This is a genomic window from Mesorhizobium sp. WSM4829, from assembly GCF_055811475.1.
Genome location: NZ_JBVVQJ010000020.1, coordinates 31847 through 49399 on the forward strand (window position 1 = coordinate 31847; position 17553 = coordinate 49399).

15 protein-coding genes and 1 pseudogene are annotated in these 17553 nt (G+C 62.0%); 1 reads left to right on the forward strand and 15 read right to left on the reverse strand.

The annotated features are described in order from the left end of the window. Positions 1–10: 10 nt before the first annotated feature. From AC0L17_RS19530 to coaD, 14 genes and pseudogenes are all read right to left on the reverse strand, one after another. Entirely contained in the window at positions 11–1093 is a 1083-nt protein-coding gene (locus AC0L17_RS19530) for an ABC transporter ATP-binding protein (RefSeq protein ID WP_473517050.1), read from the reverse strand. Positions 1094–1121: 28 nt separating this feature from the next. Then, positions 1122–2648, reverse strand: a complete 1527-nt coding sequence (glpD, locus tag AC0L17_RS19535; protein ID WP_473517051.1) for a glycerol-3-phosphate dehydrogenase — start codon at positions 2646–2648, stop codon at positions 1122–1124. Positions 2649–2784: 136 nt separating this feature from the next. Further along, a complete protein-coding gene (locus AC0L17_RS19540; protein WP_128172387.1) occupies positions 2785–3552 on the reverse strand; it encodes a DeoR/GlpR family DNA-binding transcription regulator in 768 nt (255 codons plus the stop codon). A gap of 127 nt (positions 3553–3679) precedes the next feature. Beyond that, a pseudogene (locus tag AC0L17_RS19545) lies at positions 3680–5088 on the reverse strand (pyridoxal phosphate-dependent decarboxylase family protein). A gap of 55 nt (positions 5089–5143) precedes the next feature. Further along, on the reverse strand, positions 5144–5875 hold the full coding sequence (locus AC0L17_RS19550; protein WP_128172385.1) for a proteasome-type protease: 732 nt from the start codon (positions 5873–5875) through the stop codon (positions 5144–5146). A gap of 31 nt (positions 5876–5906) precedes the next feature. Next, positions 5907–6701, reverse strand: a complete 795-nt coding sequence (locus AC0L17_RS19555; RefSeq protein WP_473517052.1) for a transglutaminase family protein — start codon at positions 6699–6701, stop codon at positions 5907–5909. Between the two features lie 117 nt (positions 6702–6818). Beyond that, positions 6819–7760, reverse strand: coding sequence for an alpha-E domain-containing protein (locus tag AC0L17_RS19560; RefSeq protein WP_473476767.1), 942 nt, complete (start codon positions 7758–7760; stop codon positions 6819–6821). A gap of 219 nt (positions 7761–7979) precedes the next feature. Next, a complete protein-coding gene (locus AC0L17_RS19565; RefSeq protein WP_287222125.1) occupies positions 7980–9392 on the reverse strand; it encodes a circularly permuted type 2 ATP-grasp protein in 1413 nt (470 codons plus the stop codon). 171 nt (positions 9393–9563) lie between these two features. Next, complete coding sequence (locus AC0L17_RS19570) at positions 9564–9800, reverse strand: Lrp/AsnC ligand binding domain-containing protein (RefSeq protein ID WP_023801175.1); 237 nt, start codon at positions 9798–9800, stop codon at positions 9564–9566. Between the two features lie 180 nt (positions 9801–9980). Next, the gene (gene tgt / locus AC0L17_RS19575) at positions 9981–11111 is read right to left on the reverse strand and encodes a tRNA guanosine(34) transglycosylase Tgt (protein ID WP_473517053.1); all 1131 of its coding nucleotides are present in this window, start codon (positions 11109–11111) and stop codon (positions 9981–9983) included. Then, positions 11108–12220, reverse strand: coding sequence for a tRNA preQ1(34) S-adenosylmethionine ribosyltransferase-isomerase QueA (gene queA, locus AC0L17_RS19580; protein WP_473517054.1), 1113 nt, complete (start codon positions 12218–12220; stop codon positions 11108–11110). Before queA ends, tgt begins: the two co-directional genes overlap by 4 nt. A 122-nt stretch (positions 12221–12342) precedes the next feature. Next, positions 12343–12855, reverse strand: coding sequence for a peptidylprolyl isomerase (locus AC0L17_RS19585; RefSeq protein WP_473517055.1), 513 nt, complete (start codon positions 12853–12855; stop codon positions 12343–12345). A gap of 29 nt (positions 12856–12884) precedes the next feature. Further along, a complete protein-coding gene (locus AC0L17_RS19590; RefSeq protein ID WP_473517056.1) occupies positions 12885–13475 on the reverse strand; it encodes a peptidylprolyl isomerase in 591 nt (196 codons plus the stop codon). Between the two features lie 74 nt (positions 13476–13549). After that, a complete protein-coding gene (gene coaD, locus AC0L17_RS19595; RefSeq protein WP_027151950.1) occupies positions 13550–14050 on the reverse strand; it encodes a pantetheine-phosphate adenylyltransferase in 501 nt (166 codons plus the stop codon). A gap of 325 nt (positions 14051–14375) precedes the next feature. On the opposite strand from coaD, the gene AC0L17_RS19600 reads away from it, so the two are divergent. Further along, positions 14376–14528, forward strand: a complete 153-nt coding sequence (locus AC0L17_RS19600) for a hypothetical protein (RefSeq protein WP_084646649.1) — start codon at positions 14376–14378, stop codon at positions 14526–14528. 60 nt (positions 14529–14588) lie between these two features. On the opposite strand, the gene gyrA is transcribed toward AC0L17_RS19600, so the two are convergent. After that, positions 14589–17396: a DNA gyrase subunit A gene (gene gyrA / locus AC0L17_RS19605; RefSeq protein WP_473517057.1), complete on the reverse strand. Its 2808-nt coding sequence runs from the start codon at positions 17394–17396 to the stop codon at positions 14589–14591. Positions 17397–17553: the final 157 nt, after the last annotated feature.

A 17553-nucleotide genomic window follows, 5' to 3' on the forward strand; every position in this document is an offset into this window, starting at 1 on the left:
GCCCTCCTCCTCAAGCCGCCAGCTTCTGTGGCGGCGCGGCCGAGCGGCCGTTCGCGTCGAACACCATGATGTGCCGCGGGTCGATGAACACCTCGATGGTCTGGTCCGGCTCGAACACCAGGATGCCGTGCTCAAGCATGACCCAGCGGACATCGGCGAAATCGAGATGCACGAAACTTTCAGACCCGGTGATCTCGGTGACCGAGACCTTGGCTCTCACCGCCACCGCCGACGGGCTCGGCCGGGCAAGGGAGAGATGGTGGGGCTGGAAGCCGATCGTGTAACTCGTATCGGCAATACCGACGAGTTCAGCCGGCACCGGGAGGCTCACCCCACCTTCAAGAAGGAAGCTCGAACCGCTCTTCTTCAGCACGATCGTGTTGAGCGGCGGATCGGCGAACGTCCTGGCCGTGACGAGGTCGTTCGGCCTGCGGAAGACGTCGATCGTCGGGCCGAACTGGGTGATGCGGCCTTCGGAAAGCGTCGCCGTGTTGCCGCCGAGCAGCAAGGCTTCGTGCGGCTCGGTCGTGGCGTAGACGAAGATGGTGCCGGTTGCCGCAAAAATCTTCGGCAATTCCGCGCGCAACTCCTCGCGCAGCTTGTAGTCGAGGTTGGCGAGCGGCTCGTCGAGCAGCACGAGGCTGGCGTTCTTGACGATGGCGCGCGCCAGCGCGGTGCGCTGCTGCTGGCCGCCGGAGAGGCTGAGCGGCGTGCGGTCGAGAAAGGGCGTCAGCTTGAGAAGGGCTGCGGCATCGCGCACCTCCTTGTCGATCTTTGCCCGCTCGGCACCGGCCACCCTCAGCGGCGAGGCGATATTCTCGTAAACGGTCATCGCCGGATAGTTGATGAACTGCTGGTAGACCATGGCGACGTTGCGCTTCTGCACCGGGATGCCGGTGACATCCTTGCCATCGAACCAGACCGAGCCGGATGTCGGCACGTCAAGGCCGGCCATCAGCCGCATCAGGCTGGTCTTGCCGGAAAGCGTCGGCCCGAGCAGGACGTTGAGCGAGCCATGCTGAAGCGTCAGCGACACGTCGCGTATGTGCTCCGCCGCGCCGACCGTCTTCGACACGTTTCTCAGTTCCAGCATGATGCCTCCTCCCAGGCTTTCTGCATGACTATTCGGCAGCCGCGACATGGCGCCGGCTTATCCCGCGCATGAATTCGTCGAGCGCTGCCGCCTGCTCGCGGCTCAGTTGCAGGCCGCGCTTGGTCCTGCGCCACAATACATCTTCGGCCGTCATCGCCCATTCATTTTGAACGAGGTAGCGTACCTCGGCCTCGTAGAGATCGGCGCCAAAGTTGCGGCCAAGGTCGGCATTCGACCTGGCGAGGCCCAGCAGCATCCTTGCGCGAGTCCCGTAAAGCCGGGTCAGGCGGCGCGCCAGACGCGCATCGAGGAACGGATAGGCCGTTTTCAGTTTCGCCACTTCGGCGTCGAAGCCGCGCGCCGGGAAATCGCCGCCCGGCAGCGGCGCGTTTGCCGTCCACGGCTTGCCGCGCTTGCCGAGAAAACCCTCGATTTTCTCGAGCATCGATTCCGACAGCCGGCGATAGGTGGTGATCTTGCCGCCGAAGGTGTTGACGATCGGCGCCGTGCCTTCGCCGCCGTCGGTCTTCAGCACATAATCGCGGGTCGCTTCCTGCGCCTTCGAGGCGCCGTCGTCATAAAGCGGGCGCACGGCGGAATAGGTCCAGACGATGTCCGAACGCTTGACCGGTTGCGCGAAATATTCGCTCGCCGCAGCACAGAGGTAATCGATCTCGGCATCGCTGATCTTCACGTCGCGCGGGTCGCCGGAAAAGTCCTGGTCGGTGGTGCCGATCAGCGTGAACTCTTCCTCGTAGGGGATGGCAAAGATGATGCGGCCATCCTTGTTCTGAAAGAAATAGGCGCGCGGATCGTCGAATTTCTTGCTGATGACGATATGGCTGCCCTGTACCAGCCGGACATTGTGCACGTCGTTCAACCCGACCGTAGCCGACAGCACGTGGTCGACCCATGGGCCGGCGGCGTTGACCAAAAGCCGCGCCTTGACCTCCTCGCTGTCGCCGGTCTGCGTGTTTTGCAGCCTGACCGTCCAGAACTCGCCTTCACGGCGTGCGCCGACGACTTTCGTGCGGGTTCGTATCGTTGCGCCGCGATCGGCGGCGTCGCGGGCGTTCAACGCCACCAGCCGCGCATCGTTGACCCAGCCGTCGGAATATTCGAAGGCCTTGCGAAACAATGGCTTCAACGGCTTGCCGGCTGGGTCGTTTGCCATGTCCAGCGTCTTGGTCGCCGGCAGCAATTTGCGCCCGCCAATGTGGTCGTAGAGGAAAAGGCCGAGCCTGATCAGCCAGGCCGGGCGCAGGCCCTTGGCATAGGGCAGCACGAAGCGCATCGGCCAGATGATGTGCGGCGCGTTCTTCCAGAGGATCTCGCGCTCCATCAGCGCCTCGCGCACCAGGCGGAACTCATAGAACTCCAGATAGCGCAAGCCGCCATGGATCAGCTTGGTCGAGCCCGAGGACGTGCCGCTGGCCAGATCGTTCATCTCGGCAAGGAACACCGAGAAGCCGCGCCCAACCGCATCGCGGGCAATGCCGCAGCCGTTGATACCGCCACCGATGACGAAGATGTCATGGATCGGGGATGCGCTCACAAAAAGTCCTCCCGGATTTCGCATTGCAGCATTTTTAGGTTTTTACGAAACCGTGTCGGGATTATTTCGAAATAGGAACGAATGTCAAACGAAATATAAACAGCGGGAGTTACCGCAACGGCACCATCAACGGCCCCTAGGAGAGCGAGGTTTCGATCAGTTGAACCTCTGCTTCCTGGCAGATCTTGCGCACCGACGGGATGTCGCAGCGGTCGGTGATGAAAGTGTTGACCTGCGACAGGTGGCCGATGCGAACCGGCGCCGTCCGCTCGAATTTGGTCTGGTCGGAAACGAGGATGACATGCCGGGCATTAGCGATGATCGCCTGCGCCACCTTCACCTCGCGAAAATCGAAATCGAGCAACGCACCGTCATGGTCGATCGCCGAGGCGCCGATCACCGCGTAGTCGACTTTGAACTGCCTGATGAAATCGACCGCCGCCTCGCCGACCACACCGCCGTCGGAACCACGCACGACGCCGCCGGCAATAACAACTTCGATGGAAGGATATATGCGCATCCTGTTGGCAACATTGATATTGTTGGTGATGACCATCAGGCCGGCATGATCGAGAAGCGCCTTGCTGACCGACTCCGTCGTGGTGCCGATATTGATGAACAGCGAGGCGTTGTCCGGGATCAGCCTGGCTGCGGCGCGGCCGATCGCCTCCTTCTCGTCGGCTGCGATCTTGCGCCTCGCCTCGTATTCCATGTTCTCGATGCCGGACGGGAACAGCGCCCCGCCATGGATACGGGAAAGCAGGCGCTGGTCGCACAGATCGTTGAGGTCCTTGCGGATGGTCTGCGGCGTCACGTTGAAATGCGTTGCCAGATCCTCGACCAGCACGCGGCCATTGTCCTTGGCCATCTGGATGATCTCGGAATGACGCGGCGACAGATACATAGGTGACCTCCCGTTTTCGTTTTCCTTGTCTATAGCGAAAAACGAAAGCGGTGAAAAGGCATGGGGCGGCTAACGAAATTTGCATACGTCCAAAAACAAACCTCGACGCAACTTTGCCGACCAATTTTCAGGCCAGCCGGCGGGCGATTTCGGTGATGACCCCGAATGCGGTGTCGACATCCGCCGCCGTCGTCTCGAACTGACCGACCTGAAAGCGGATCGCGACCTGCCCGTCCACCCGTGTCTGCGTCAGGTAGATGCGGCCATCGTCGTTGATCGCGTTGACCAGCCGCAGGTTGTGTTCGTCCGAATCGGTGCCGGCCGCCAAATGCCGGAACGAGAACAGCGACAGCATCGGCTCCGAGACGATCTCGAAATCCGGTTCCCTGGCCAGCCGCTCGGCCAGCCCTTCGCTCCAGGCGACATGGTTGCGGATCATGGTCCGCAGGTTTTCCAGCCCGTGGGCGCGCAGCAGGAACCAGAGTTTCAGCGCGCGAAAGCGCCGCCCGAGCGGCACCGACCATTCGGAATAGTTGATGATGCCGTCGCGCCCATGCGTCTCCAGGTAATCCGGCTTTATGGCCAGCGTCCGCACCAGGTCTTCCGGCCGGCGGATGAACTGCATCGAGCAGTCGAACTGCGCGCCCAGCCATTTGTGCGGGTTGAAGACGATGGAATCCGCCTGCTCCACGCCCGCCCAGAAATGCCGGTATTCCGGACATATCATCGCCGATCCGGCCCAGGCGGCATCGACATGCAGATAGAGGCCGTGCCGTTTCGCCACCGCGGCGACGCCGGTGATATCATCGGTGCCGCCGGTGCTGGTGCCGCCGACGCAGGCGATGATGCCGGCCGGCAGCATGCCCGCTTGCCGGTCGGCGACGACAGCCGCTTCGAGAGCTGCGACATCCATGGCGCGGAAGCGGCCGGCAACCGGAATGCGCACGAGATTGTCCTCGCCGACGCCCGACACCCAGATCGCCCGGTCGATGGAGGTGTGGACCTGATCGGAAGAATAGACGCGCAATATCGGCTGGCCTTGCAGGCCCTTCTTGTTGCCCTGCCAGTCGAGCGCGCGCTCGCGCATGGTCAGCACGGCGGCGAGCGTCGCCGACGATGCCGAATCCTGCATGACGCCGGAAAACCCTTCCGGCAGGCCAAGCGCCTGACGCATCCAGTCGACGACGCGCGTCTCGAGTTCGGTCGCTGCCGGCGAAGTTTGCCAGAGCATGCATTGCGCGGCCATAACCGAGACCAGATATTCGGCCACCACCGAGACCGGTGCGGCATTGGCCGGGAAATAGGCGAAGAAGCGCGGATGCTGCCAATGCGTCATGCCGGGCAGGATTTTGCGCTCGAAGTCGGCGAAGATTGCCTGCATCGTTTCGCCATGTTCCGGTGGCGAGACGTCGATGCTTCTGAGATTTCGCCCGGCTCGACGAGCGGCCGCACCGGCCTTTCGCGAAGTGTGCTCCTGTAGTCGGCACCCCATTCGGCCGCGCGCAGCGACCATTCCCGGAATTCGTTGCTATTCATCTTGCTCTCCGTCAAATCGAGCCCAGCGATCAAAGAGCACGAACAACGGAGGCTTTCACTCGGGAAAGTCAGGCAGGCTCGCAAAAGCAGCCTTCAGTGCATTCGACCAGCCGTCCGAGATCGTCCGATAATATTGGTCGTCCTGGGCGATCCGCTTCTTCAGGCTGACCTTGAAGGCGTCCTTTTCGTAGAACAGCAGGTCGAGCGGCAGACCGACCGACAGGTTCGATTTCAGCGTCGAGTCGAACGACACCAGCAGCAGTTTCACCGTCTCGGCGAAACTCATCGCCTTCTCATAGGCGCGGATGATGATCGGCTTGCCATATTTGGTCTCGCCGATCTGGAAGAACGGCGTGTCGTCGGTCGATTCGATGAAATTGCCTTCCGGATAGATCATGAACAGCCGCGGCGCGCTGCCCTTGATCTGGCCGCCGAGGATGAAAGAGGCATTGAAGTAGGAATCGGCCTTTTCGCCCGCCGGCGACGAACTGGCGATGACTTCCTTGACGGTGTCGCCGACCAGCCGCACCGTCTGGTACATCGACGGCGTTTCAAGCAGCGTGGCGTGGCGATCGGCCACCGCCTTGGTGCGTTCGTCGAGCAGGCTGACGACAGCTTGCGTCGTCGCCAGATTGCCGGCCGACATCAGCACGATGACGCGCTCGCCCGGCTGCTCCCAGACGTGCATCTTCTTGAAGGTAGAGATCGAATCCATGCCGGCATTGGTGCGCGTGTCCGACATGAACACGAGCCCGCGATCGATCTTCAAGCCGACGCAATAGGTCATCGAATCCCTTTGGCAGCAATCTTGCCGGGGATTACTGCTCCACGGTGACGGTCACCGCAAGCTGTTCTTCCGCTTGTCCCAGCCGAATTCCTGATACGGGCGTGGCATCGCGGTAATCACGGCCGGTTGCCACCTTCACATAGCGTTCGTCGGGCGAAATGCCGTTGGCGACGTCGAACGCGACCCAGCCAAGGCCCGCAACATGCGCTTCGGCCCAGGCATGGCTCGCCGCCTGCTCGACCGCCGCATCCATCATCAAATAGCCGCTGACGTAGCGGGCCGGAAACCCCATGGCCCGCGCGGCGGCGGCAAAGATGTGGCTGTGGTCCTGGCAGACGCCGGTCTTGAGCGCCAGCGCGTCCTCGGCCGGGGTCGCCGCGTTGGTGGTGCCCATCGTATAGGCGACGCGCTCGCCGATCACCGCCATCAGCCGGTGCAGCCTTTCGATATCGGCCCCCTCGCCGACCGAGGCCGCGAGTTCGCGAATACCGCCGCCGATCGTGGTCAACGGCGTTTCCTGGCCAAACAGCCACAGCGGCGCGAAGCCCTGATGCGGCCCGCTGACGCCTGATGTGTCGCGTGTCACCACCTCGCCCGATGCCTCGACGGTGATGAAATCGCGCTCACCCTCGACGCTCAAAAGCCGCGTGTCGTTGCCGAAATGGTCGGTGAAGCGCACCTCTTCGCGCGCCCCTTCGATCTTCAGCGCCCAGGACAAGACGGTCTGTATCGGTCCGCTGACTGGAAGCAGCCGCAGCCGCTGCAACAGATAGTGCACCGGCGCATCGTAGCGGTATTCGGTCCGGTGAGTGATCTTCAGCCGCATTGCTCTCGTCCCCTGAGCATGATCTTTTCCGGAAACCGGCTTCCACTTTCCGGGATCATGCACGTCCCCCGAGCATGATCTTTCCCGGAAACCGGCTTCCACTTTCCGGGATCATGCTCAATTAAACCTGTAATCCTGCGCGATCTCATCGCCGAGCCTGATGTTGTCACGGATGAAATTTGCGAGGAATTCATGCAGGCCGGCGTCGAATATGTCCTTGATCGAGCCGGCGGCCAGCATGGCCTGGGTCTTGCCGGCTGTCACATGACAGGCATGGCGCTCACCATAATCGTCGCCCAGGAATCTGAGATGCTCCGTCAGGAAACGGTAGCAGAAGGTCAGTGAGCGTGGCATGCGAACGTTGAGGATCAGATAGTCGGCGATGTTGCTCGGCTTGTAGTCGGCCTCGTAGACCCAGCGATAGGAGCGATGCGCCGACACCGAACGCAGGATCGATTCCCACTGGTAGTTGTCGAGCGTGGAGCCGACCCACGAGATCGACGGCAACAGCACGTAGTATTTCACGTCCAGGATGCGCGCCGTGTTGTCGGCGCGTTCGACATAAGTGCCGAGCTGCGAGAAATCGAAGATCTCGTTGCGCAGCATGGTGCCGTAGAACGAGCCGCGGATCAGTGCCGTTTCGCGCTTGATCGCGTCGAGCACGCTGGGCAGGTCGCGTTCGTCGATCGGCTTGGCCAGCATGCGCTTCAGCGACATCCAGGCTTCGTTGATGCTTTCCCAGGTCTCGCGCGTCAATGCGGTGCGCACCATGCGGGCATTGTTACGGGCCGTTTCGATCGACGTCATCGTGCTCGACGGGTTGGATGTGTCGCGCAGCAGGAAATCGGCAACGTTAGCGGCGGTATAGTCCTGATATTTCTGCGTGAAGGCGGCGTCCGAACCGGCACTGAGCAGCACCGAATTCCACTCTTCGGAGGCGTTCTGGGTGCGGGTCAGCGCCATGCGCAGCCCGGCATCGACCAGCCGCGCCATGTTTTCCGCCCGCTCGATGTAGCGGTTCATCCAATAGAGCCCGTTGGCGGTGCGGCCGAGAAGCATTCTACGCGGTCCTTCGAACGGTGAATGGTGAATGGTGAATGGTGAATGGCCAAATTTTTCCAGGGCACGACGCCGCGTGCTTTATTTCAGGGCATTTCACCAACATCAACGACTCATCCTTATCTATTCACTATTCACTATTCACTATTCACTATTCACTATTCACTACTCGCTATTCCCTACTCGCTATTCACTATTCACTATTCACTACTTCCCACTCTAATCATCCAGCACCCACGTATCCTTCGTCCCGCCGCCCTGGGACGAATTGACCACCAGCGAGCCTTCCTTCAGCGCCACACGCGTCAGCCCGCCCGGCACGATCTGGATGCGATCGGATACCAGCACGTAGGGCCTGAGATCGACATGGCGCGGCGCCAATCCCTTGTCGGTCAGGATCGGACAGGTCGACAGCGCCAGCGTCGGCTGGGCGATGTAGTTCGACGGTCTTGCCGCGAGTTTCTTGGAAAAATCCTCGCATTCCTTCTTGGTAGCCGCCGGCCCGACCAGCATGCCGTAGCCGCCGGAGCCATGCACCTCCTTCACCACCAACTCGTCTATATGTTCGAGCACGTATTTCAGGCTGTCCGGTTCCGAGCAGCGCCAGGTCGGGATGTTGCCGAGGATCGCTTTGCGGCCGGTGTAGAATTCAACGATCTCGGGCATGTAGGAATAGATCGCCTTGTCGTCGGCGATGCCGGTTCCCGGTGCATTGGCGATGGTGATGTTGCCGGCACGGTAGACATCCATGATGCCCGGCACACCCAGTGCCGAGTCCGGACGGAAGGTCAGCGGATCGAGGAAAGAATCGTCCACCCTTCGATAAAGCACGTCGATCTGCTTGTAGCCCTCGGTCGTGCGCATCGCGACGTGGCCATCGACGACGCGCAGATCCTGCCCCTCGACAAGCTGCACACCCATCTGGTCGGCAAGGAAGGCATGTTCGAAATAGGCGGAGTTGAAGCTGCCCGGCGTCAGCACGGCAATGGTCGGCGCGCCCTTGGTGCCTTGCGGCCGCACTGCCGCCAGCGACTGGCGCAAGAGCTGCGGATAGTTTTCCACCGGCCGCACCTTGATCTGCTGGAACAGCTCGGGAAAGAGCTGCATCATCGTCTCGCGGTTCTCCAGCATGTAGGAGACGCCGGACGGCGTGCGCGCATTGTCCTCCAGCACGTAGAATTCGTTCTCGCTGATGCGAACGATATCGACGCCGATGATATGGGTGTAGACGCCGGCCGGCGGCCGCACTCCGATCATCTCCGGCAGGAATGCCTCGTTCTTGGCGATCAATTCCTTGGGGACGCGCCCGGCGCGCAAAATCTCCTGGCGGTGGTAGATATCGTCGAGAAAGGCGTTCAGCGCCTGGACGCGCTGCTCGATGCCTTGCGTCAGTCGTCGCCATTCATTGCCGGAAATGATGCGCGGAACGATGTCGAAGGGAATAAGGCGCTCGGAGGCTTCCTGCTCGCCATAGACGGCAAAGGTGATGCCGGTCTTGCGAAAGACGCGTTCGGCGTCCTGCATCTTTTCGGTAAGCCTGGCCGGATCCTGCTCCTTCAGCCAGCGATCGTAAGCCGAATACGGTTTTCTCAATCCGGAGATTTCCGGAAGCATTTCGTCGAACGCTGCCAATCGCTTACTCCCTGTGAGGCCATTTCACTGGCGTCACCGGAGAAAATCAAGCGCAATCGGTGATTTGGAGGATGTTGGCGATCAGTATGTCGCGACCTGCCTAAAATTAGGGCAGCGCCGATAAGCCTGGGTCAGGCTTTGCCTGGTGCCCGGGCAGGTGGCAGGCGCCACTCAGAACGCGCGGAAGGTGACCACCGTAAACGTGTCCTTGATGCCGGGAAGACTCTGCACCTTCTCGTTGACGAAGTGGCCGATGTCTTCATCGTCGTCGACATAAAATTTGGCGAGCAGATCGTAGTCGCCGGCTGTCGAGTAGATTTCCGAGGCGATCTCGGCATCGGCCAATGCGCCGGCAACGTCATAGGACTTGCCCAGATCGCACTTTATCTGCACGAAAAATGCCTTCATTGCCCGATCCTGCTCAGCTTGCACGCTTAGGCCGCCCTTGTGGCAGACTGCCGCCCGGCTTTCAAGCATCAGGACAGCGCTCAGGCAGAAGCGGACCTGGGGGAAGCTTTAGTGCAGCCAAACGGCGGATGTACGCGGGCGCTGAAACCGTGCATCTCTGCTGAGCACCTGAGGGCTCGATCACATCGCCGGGATATCGCCCCTGGCCCAGCCCTCGGAAATTTCCGCCGCCCGCGCCTCGAACGCGCCGGCTTCGATGGCAGCACGAATGTCCTGCATCAGCTTCTGGTAGTAGGAAAGATTGTTCCATGTCAGCAGCATCGCTCCCAGCGCCTCCTGCGAGCGGACCAGATGGTGCAGGTAGGCGCGTGAATAGTCTCTGGCGGCCGGGCAGTCGCTCTCCTCGTCCAGCGGCCGCGGATCGTCGGCATGGCGGGCGTTGCGCAGATTGACCTTGCCGCGCCTTGTATAGGCGAGGCCATGACGGCCGGCGCGTGTCGGCATCACGCAATCGAACATGTCGATGCCGCGCGCCACCGATTTCAATATGTCGTCAGGCGTGCCGACACCCATCAGATAGCGCGGCCTGTCCGCCGGCAGCTCCGGGCAGGTGATGTCGAGCATTTCGAGCATCACCGCTTGCGGCTCGCCGACCGCCAGCCCGCCGATCGCGTAGCCCTTGAGGTCCATCGCTTTCAGCGCCTGCGCCGAGCGCAGCCGCAGGACCGGTACGTCGCCGCCCTGGACGATGCCGAACATCGCCTTGCCCGGCTGGTCGCCGAACGCCGTCCTGCAACGCTCGGCCCAGCGCAGCGACAGCTCCATCGCCCGCTCGATCTCCTTCTCCATGGCCGGCAGCGCCGTGCATTCGTCGAGCTGCATCTGGATGTCGGCGCCGAGCAGTCCCTGGATTTCGATCGAGCGCTCGGGCGACATCTCATAGGCGGCGCCGTCGATATGGGAGCGGAAGGTGACGCCCTTTTCGGTCAGTTTCCTCAGCTTCGACAGCGACATCACCTGGAAGCCGCCGCTGTCGGTCAGGATCGGATGCGGCCAGCGGGCGAATTCATGCAGACCGCCAAGCCGCGCCACACGCTCGGCGCCCGGCCGCAGCATCAGATGATAGGTGTTGCCAAGGATAATGTCCGAGCCGACGCCGCGCACCTGATCCATATACATGGTCTTGACCGTGCCGCCGGTGCCGACCGGCATGAAGGCCGGCGTGCGGATTTCTCCGCGCGGCATGGTGATGGAGCCGAGCCGCGCTTTGCCGTCGGTCGCCAGCACCTTGAAGGTGAACGCTTTAGTCATTGAATTCCTTGTTCTATACCGGGCGCGCGTCCATCGTTCTCCTGCTTGAACAGCAGACTTGCATCTCCGTAGGAGTAGAACCTGTAGCGGTTCTCGATGGCATGCGCATAGGCCGCGCGCATCGTTTCGAGACCGCAAAACGCCGAAACCAGCATGAACAGCGTCGAGCGCGGCAGATGGAAATTGGTCATCAGCATGTCGGCGGCCTTGAAGCGATAGCCGGGCGTGATGAAGATATCGGTCGGACCCGACCATCCAGCCAGCATGCCGTCCTTCCGCGCGGCGCTCTCCAGCAGGCGCAGCGATGTCGTGCCGACGGCGATGATGCGCCCGCCACGCGCCTTTGCCGCGTTCAGCGCCCTGGCGGTTTCCGGACTGACCGAACCGATCTCGGCATGCATCTTGTGATCGACGGTGTCGTCGACTTTCACCGGCAGGAACGTGCCGGCGCCGACATGCAGGGTGACGAAGCGCCGTTCGACGCCCTTGGCATCGAGGGCGGCGAAAAGCTCGGGCGTGAAATGCAGGCCGGCAGTGGGGGCCGCCACAGCCCCCTCCTCCCTGGCATATATGGTCTGGTAGTCGCTGCGGTCGCGTTCGTCGTCGTCGCGCTTCGAAGCGATATAAGGCGGCAGCGGAATGTGGCCGACGGCGTGCAGCGCCTCGTCGAGAAACGCACCAGAGAGGTCAAAACCAAGCAAAGCCTCGCCGGCCTCGCCCTTTTCGATCACCGTGGCATCGAGCTGGCCGAGAAAGCAGGAATTGGCGTCATGGCCGAAATGGATGCGGTCACCGGCGGCGATGCGCTTGCCCGGCCGCATGAAAGCCAGCCAGCGGTCCGGCGCCACCCGCATGTGCAGAGTGGCTTCGATTTGCGCCGCCGCTTCGCCGCGCCGCCTGATGCCCTTCAACTGTGCCGGAATGACCTTGGTGTCGTTGAAGACCAGCACGTCACCGGTCTCGAGCAGCGACGGCAGCCCGCGCACCGTCCGGTCTTCGAGGCCCTGACCCGGTCTGACAACCAGCATTTTGGCGCTGTCGCGCGGTTCTGCCGGTCGAAGCGCGATGCGCTCCTCCGGCAGATCGAAGTCGAAAAGATCGACGCGCAAGAAAATCCCGCCTCAAAGTTCCGGGCAGGCCACCGCCCAGGTGCCAGCGATCGACCCCGTCGCCAGCGCCGGAGCGGCCGCCGCGGCAAGTATCCGAGTGATAGCCGCGACAGCGGAGGAGGTCATTTCACGTCGGCCGCGACCTTCAGCGACACGATCTTGTCGGGATCCGGCACCGGCTCGCCGCGCTTGATCTTGTCGACATTGTCCATGCCTTCGATGACCTGGCCCCAGACCGTGTATTGGCGGTTGAGGAAAGCGGCATCGTCGAAGCAGATGAAGAATTGCGAGTTGGCCGAGTTCGGGTTCTGCGAGCGCGCCATCGAGCAGGTGCCGCGGCCGTGATTGGCGTTGGAGAATTCCGCCTTCAGGTCGGGCTTGTCGGAGCCGCCGGTGCCGGCGCGCGCCGGTGCGAAAGAGGGCTTGCTGGAATTGCCGAATTTCACGTCGCCGGTCTGCGCCATGAAACCCTCGATGACGCGGTGGAACACGACGCCGTCATAAGCGCCTTCGCGCGCCAGTTCCTTGATGCGGCCGACATGGCCAGGCGCCAGATCGGGAAACAGTTCGATGACGACCTTGCCCTTGGTCGTTTCCATGATGAGCGCGTTCTCGCGGTCCTTGATCTCGGCCATGTCAGAATATCCTTTTGAAATAAATGGGTTTACTTGCCGTCGGCAGCGATGCGCACCTTGATCATGCGATCGGCATCGGTGACGACCCCGTTCTGCGCCGCGTCGCCTTTCTTGATCTTGTCCACCAACTCCATGCCGTTCTCGACATTGCCGACGATGGTGTACTGGCCATCGAGCGGCGGCGCCGGCGCGAACATGATGAAGAACTGCGAATTGGCGGAATCCGGGTCCTGCGAGCGGGCCATCCCGACCACGCCGCGCTGATAGCGCTCGGTCTTCGAGAATTCGGCCGGCAGGTCGGGAAGATCGGAACCGCCGGTGCCGACAGCGTCGGCGCTGAAGCCGTTCTTCATGTTGCCGAACTTCACGTCGCCGGTCTGCGCCATGAAGCCGTCGATGACACGGTGGAAAGCGACGTTGTCATAAGCGCCCTGGCGCACCAGCTTCTTGATCTGCTCGACATGCTTCGGCGCGAGATCGGGCCTGAGCGCGACGGTCACGTCGCCGTCCTTCAGCGTGATGATCATCGTGTTTTCCGGATCGGCGGCAAACGCCGAAACGGAGGCGGTCACAAGACCGAAAAGAACGACAAAGCAGGTGGCGAGCCTTTTGAGCTGCATGGATCTTTCTCCGAAAACCTTTGTTTCACGCATGTCATTGCCCCAAACCGGGTTCCACGTTTAGGCGACATGCATTATTTCGCGAATTTGGCGGTGAGTGCGCCAGCCACGGCCGCCGGCACGAAGGGGCGAATGTCGCCGCCCATCGAGGCTATCTGACGGACAAGTGTGGCGGTAATGGTTCGCACCGAAGGGCTGGCGGGCAGAAAAACCGTCTGCAGTTCCGGCGCCATTGTCTCGTTCATACCGGCCATCTGCATCTCGTAGTCGAGATCGGTGCCGTCGCGCAGGCCACGGATCATGATCGAGGCGCCCTGCTTCCTGGCAGCGTCGATGACCAGCCCGTCGAAAGCGACGACCTTGATGCGCGCGCCGTCGCGGCCGAATTCGGCCTTCGTCGCAGCTTCGATGAGGCCGACCCGCTCCTCGAACGAGAACAGCGGTTTCTTGCCGGGATGAATGCCGATCGCTGCATAGACGGTGTCCGCCACAGCCAGCGACGCCTTCAGCACGTCGAGGTGGCCGTTGGTCGGCGGGTCGAAGGAGCCGGCATAAAGGGCGATGCGTTCGGTCATGGCAGGTGCTTCTAGCGAGCCTCTCTCGCAAAGGCAAATCCGATCGGCGAGCCGCCAATGCAAGTCGCCGCAAACGCCTGCCTTTGGGGCCTGACCCGAGGGTGCGCAGCGGTTTGGAACAACGGCATCCACCCAAACGGGGCTTCAAAGCGCATCGCCTGAGCCACGGTAATCGCGATGCGCTTTGAGTGAACCTTTTGGCCGAGATGAACGACCAATGAATGGGCCGATCACGAAGGCTTCACGCAGCGTTCATTAGATTGCAGCTTCAGAAGATGAAACCAAAACCCCGTTTGATCGTTGCTAGGTGCAGGAGAACACGCACATGCTGATCTACATGCTCGCCACCGCAATGACCATCGCCATGCTGATCGCCACCGTATTCGGGCTGCATCAGGAAGCAGAGCGCGTCCGCGCCAAGTCCAATGCCAAGCGATTCGGAGGCTTCGGTATCCGCAAGCCTTCACGCCACTTCTAGACCGGCCACTATCGGTTGACGGCGCCGGTCCATCGGGCCGGCATTGCTCATCAAGACCTACTAGGCGTTATTGTCCGGGCCAGCGCCTTCAGTGCCGGTATCCAGAGTTGCCTCGCCCTCGACACTCTCTTCTGCTTCCTCGTCCGACTGCGGTTCCGTTATCCGCTCCACCGAAACGACCTTCTCACCGTCGGCTGTGTTGAAGATGGTTACGCCCTTGGTGGCGCGGCTGGCGAAGCGAATGCCGTTGACCGGCACGCGGATGACGGTGCCGCCATCCGAGACAAGCATGATCTGGTCGTCATTGCCGACCGGGAAAGTCGCCACCAGGCGGCCGATCTCAGCCACTTTCGACACATCGGTGGCGCGGATGCCCTTGCCGCCGCGCCCTATCTGGCGGAAATCATAGGAAGACGAGCGCTTGCCGTAGCCATATTCCGTCACCGTCAGCACGAACTGCTCGTGTGCCTTAAGGAATTCGTAGCGCTCGTCGGAAAGCTCCGTCTCCTCGCCGACCTCCTCATTGGTGAGCTGGAAGTCTTCGTCCTCGCCCGCCGCAATGCCGGCGGCGAGCCGCCGTTCGGCCGCCACCCGCTTGAGATAAGCGGCGCGCTCGGCCGGCGACGCATCGACATGTTCGATCACCGCCATCGAGATCACCCGGTCGCTGGCAGCCATGGCGATGCCGCGCACGCCGACCGAGTTGCGGCTCTGGAAAACGCGCACGTCGCTGACCGAGAAGCGTATGCACTGGCCGGAGCTTGCGGTCAAAAGCACGTCGTCATTGTCGGTGCAGGTCTCGACGCCGAGTATCTCGTCGCCCTCCTCTTCCAGCTTCATGGCGATCTTGCCGTTGCGGTTGACCTGGACGAAATCCGACAGCTTGTTGCGGCGCACCGTGCCGCGCGTCGTGGCGAACATCACGTCGAGCTCGCCCCAGCTGGTCTCGTCCTCGGGCAGCGGCATGATGGTGGTGATGCGTTCACCCTGCTCCAGCGGCAGCATGTTGATCAGTGCCTTGCCGCGCGACTGCGGGTTGCCGATCGGCAGGCGCCACACCTTTTCCTTGTAGACGATGCCGCGCGAGGAGAAGAACAGCACCGGCGTGTGCGTATTGGCGACGAACAGCCGGGTGACGAAATCCTCTTCCTTGGTCGACATGCCGGAGCGGCCCTTGCCGCCGCGGCGCTGCGCCCGATAGAGCGACAACGGCACACGCTTGATGTAGCCGGAATGGCTGACCGTCACGACCATGTCCTCGCGCTGGATCAGGTCCTCGTCTTCCATATCAGCCCCGCCCTCGGACAGCTCGGTGCGGCGCGGCGTGCCGAACTCGTCGCGCACGGCGGCAAGCTCGTCCTTGACGATCTGCTGGATGCGCGCGCGGGACGACAGGATGTCCAGGTAGTCCTTGATCTCGTCGCCGATCGTGTTCAACTCGTCGGCGATCTCGTCGCGGCCGAGCGCGGTCAGCCGCTGCAGGCGCAGTTCGAGGATGGCGCGCGCCTGTTCCTCGGACAGATTGTAGGTGCCGTCCTCGTTGATGCGGTGGCGCGGATCGTCGATCAGCAGGATCAGCGATTCGACGTCGCCCGAGGGCCAGCGCCGCTCCATCAACTGCTCGCGCGCCGTCTGCGGATCCGGCGCGCTGCGGATCAGCTTTATCACTTCGTCGATATTGGCGACGGCAATGGCAAGGCCGACCAGCACATGGGCGCGGTCGCGCGCCTTGCGCAGCAGGAATTTCGTGCGCCGGCTGATCACGTCCTCGCGGAAGGCGACGAACGCCTTCAGCATGTCGGTCAGCGTCAGCAATTCCGGCTTGCCGCCGTTCAGCGCCACCATATTGGCGCCGAACGACGTCTGCAGCGGCGTGAAACGGTAGAGCTGGTTGAGGATGACGTCGGCGACCGCGTCGCGCTTCAGTTCGATGACGACACGGTAGCCCTGGCGGTCGCTCTCGTCGCGGATGTCGGAAATGCCTTCGATGCGCTTGTCACGCACCAGCTCGGCCATCTTCTCGATCATCGACGATTTGTTCACCTGGTAGGGAACCTCGGTGATGACGATCGATTCACGGTCGTTGCCGCGCGCCTCGACGTTGACGCGGCCGCGCATGACGATGGAGCCGCGGCCGGTCGAATAGGCGCTGTAGATGCCGGAGCGGCCGAGCACGATGCCGCCGGTCGGGAAATCCGGCCCTGGAATGATCTCCATCAGCGCCGGCAGATCGATCGCCGGATTGTCGATGAGGGCGATCGCGCCGTTGCAGACCTCGCCAAGATTGTGCGGCGGGATGTTGGTGGCCATGCCGACGGCGATGCCGCCGGAGCCGTTGACCAACAGGTTCGGAAAGCGCGCAGGCAGGACTTTCGGCTCGCTGCCGGACGCATCATAAGTGTCCTGGAAATCGACGGTGTCCTTGTCGATGTCTTCCAGCAACTCATGCGCGACCTTGGTCAGCCGCGATTCGGTGTAACGCATCGCCGCCGGCGGATCGCCGTCGATCGAGCCGAAATTGCCCTGCCCGTCGATCAGCGGCACGCGCAGCGACCAGTCCTGCGCCATCCGCACCAAGGCGTCGTAGATCGAGGCGTCGCCATGCGGATGGTATTTACCCATCACGTCGGCCACCGGGCGCGCCGACTTCACATATTTGCGGTTCCAGTGGTAGCCGCTCTCATGGGCAGCGTAGAGAATGCGGCGATGCACCGGCTTCAACCCGTCGCGCACGTCGGGCAGCGCACGGCTGACGATCACGCTCATCGCGTAATCGAGATAGGAGCGCTGCATCTCCTCGATGATGGAAATCGGCTCGATGCCGGTGGGCCCGCCGTCGGCGCCGCGCGGTGTCTTCTGGTCGGTCAAATCAGGTCACAATCAAATCGGGAATCACTCGGTGCTTATATAGGAAGCCGGGCCGAAACTCCAACGCCCGCGGCAGTTTTCCAGTGTCGGTTTTTGTGGTGATTTCAAAAGGATATCACTGATTGCGACGATATGGCCGAGGCGCTTTCATGGCCGC

Excerpts from the sequence above, each read along its gene's own strand:
- AC0L17_RS19530 (WP_473517050.1), bottom strand. The coding sequence starts at position 1,093 with ATGCTGGAACTGAGAAACGTGTCGAAGACGGTCGGCGCGGCGGAGCAC.
- AC0L17_RS19540 (WP_128172387.1), bottom strand. The coding sequence starts at position 3,552 with ATGTATCTGTCGCCGCGTCATTCCGAGATCATCCAGATGGCCAAGGAC.
- AC0L17_RS19550 (WP_128172385.1), bottom strand. The coding sequence starts at position 5,875 with ATGACCTATTGCGTCGGCTTGAAGATCGATCGCGGGCTCGTGTTCATG.
- AC0L17_RS19555 (WP_473517052.1), bottom strand. The coding sequence starts at position 6,701 with ATGCGGCTGAAGATCACTCACCGGACCGAATACCGCTACGATGCGCCG.
- AC0L17_RS19560 (WP_473476767.1), bottom strand. The coding sequence starts at position 7,760 with ATGCTTCTCGGCCGCACCGCCAACGGGCTCTATTGGATGAACCGCTAC.
- AC0L17_RS19570 (WP_023801175.1), bottom strand. The coding sequence starts at position 9,800 with ATGAAGGCATTTTTCGTGCAGATAAAGTGCGATCTGGGCAAGTCCTAT.
- tgt (WP_473517053.1), bottom strand. The coding sequence starts at position 11,111 with ATGACTAAAGCGTTCACCTTCAAGGTGCTGGCGACCGACGGCAAAGCG.
- AC0L17_RS19585 (WP_473517055.1), bottom strand. The coding sequence starts at position 12,855 with ATGGCCGAGATCAAGGACCGCGAGAACGCGCTCATCATGGAAACGACC.
- AC0L17_RS19590 (WP_473517056.1), bottom strand. The coding sequence starts at position 13,475 with ATGCAGCTCAAAAGGCTCGCCACCTGCTTTGTCGTTCTTTTCGGTCTT.
- coaD (WP_027151950.1), bottom strand. The coding sequence starts at position 14,050 with ATGACCGAACGCATCGCCCTTTATGCCGGCTCCTTCGACCCGCCGACC.
- AC0L17_RS19600 (WP_084646649.1), top strand. The coding sequence starts at position 14,376 with ATGCTGATCTACATGCTCGCCACCGCAATGACCATCGCCATGCTGATC.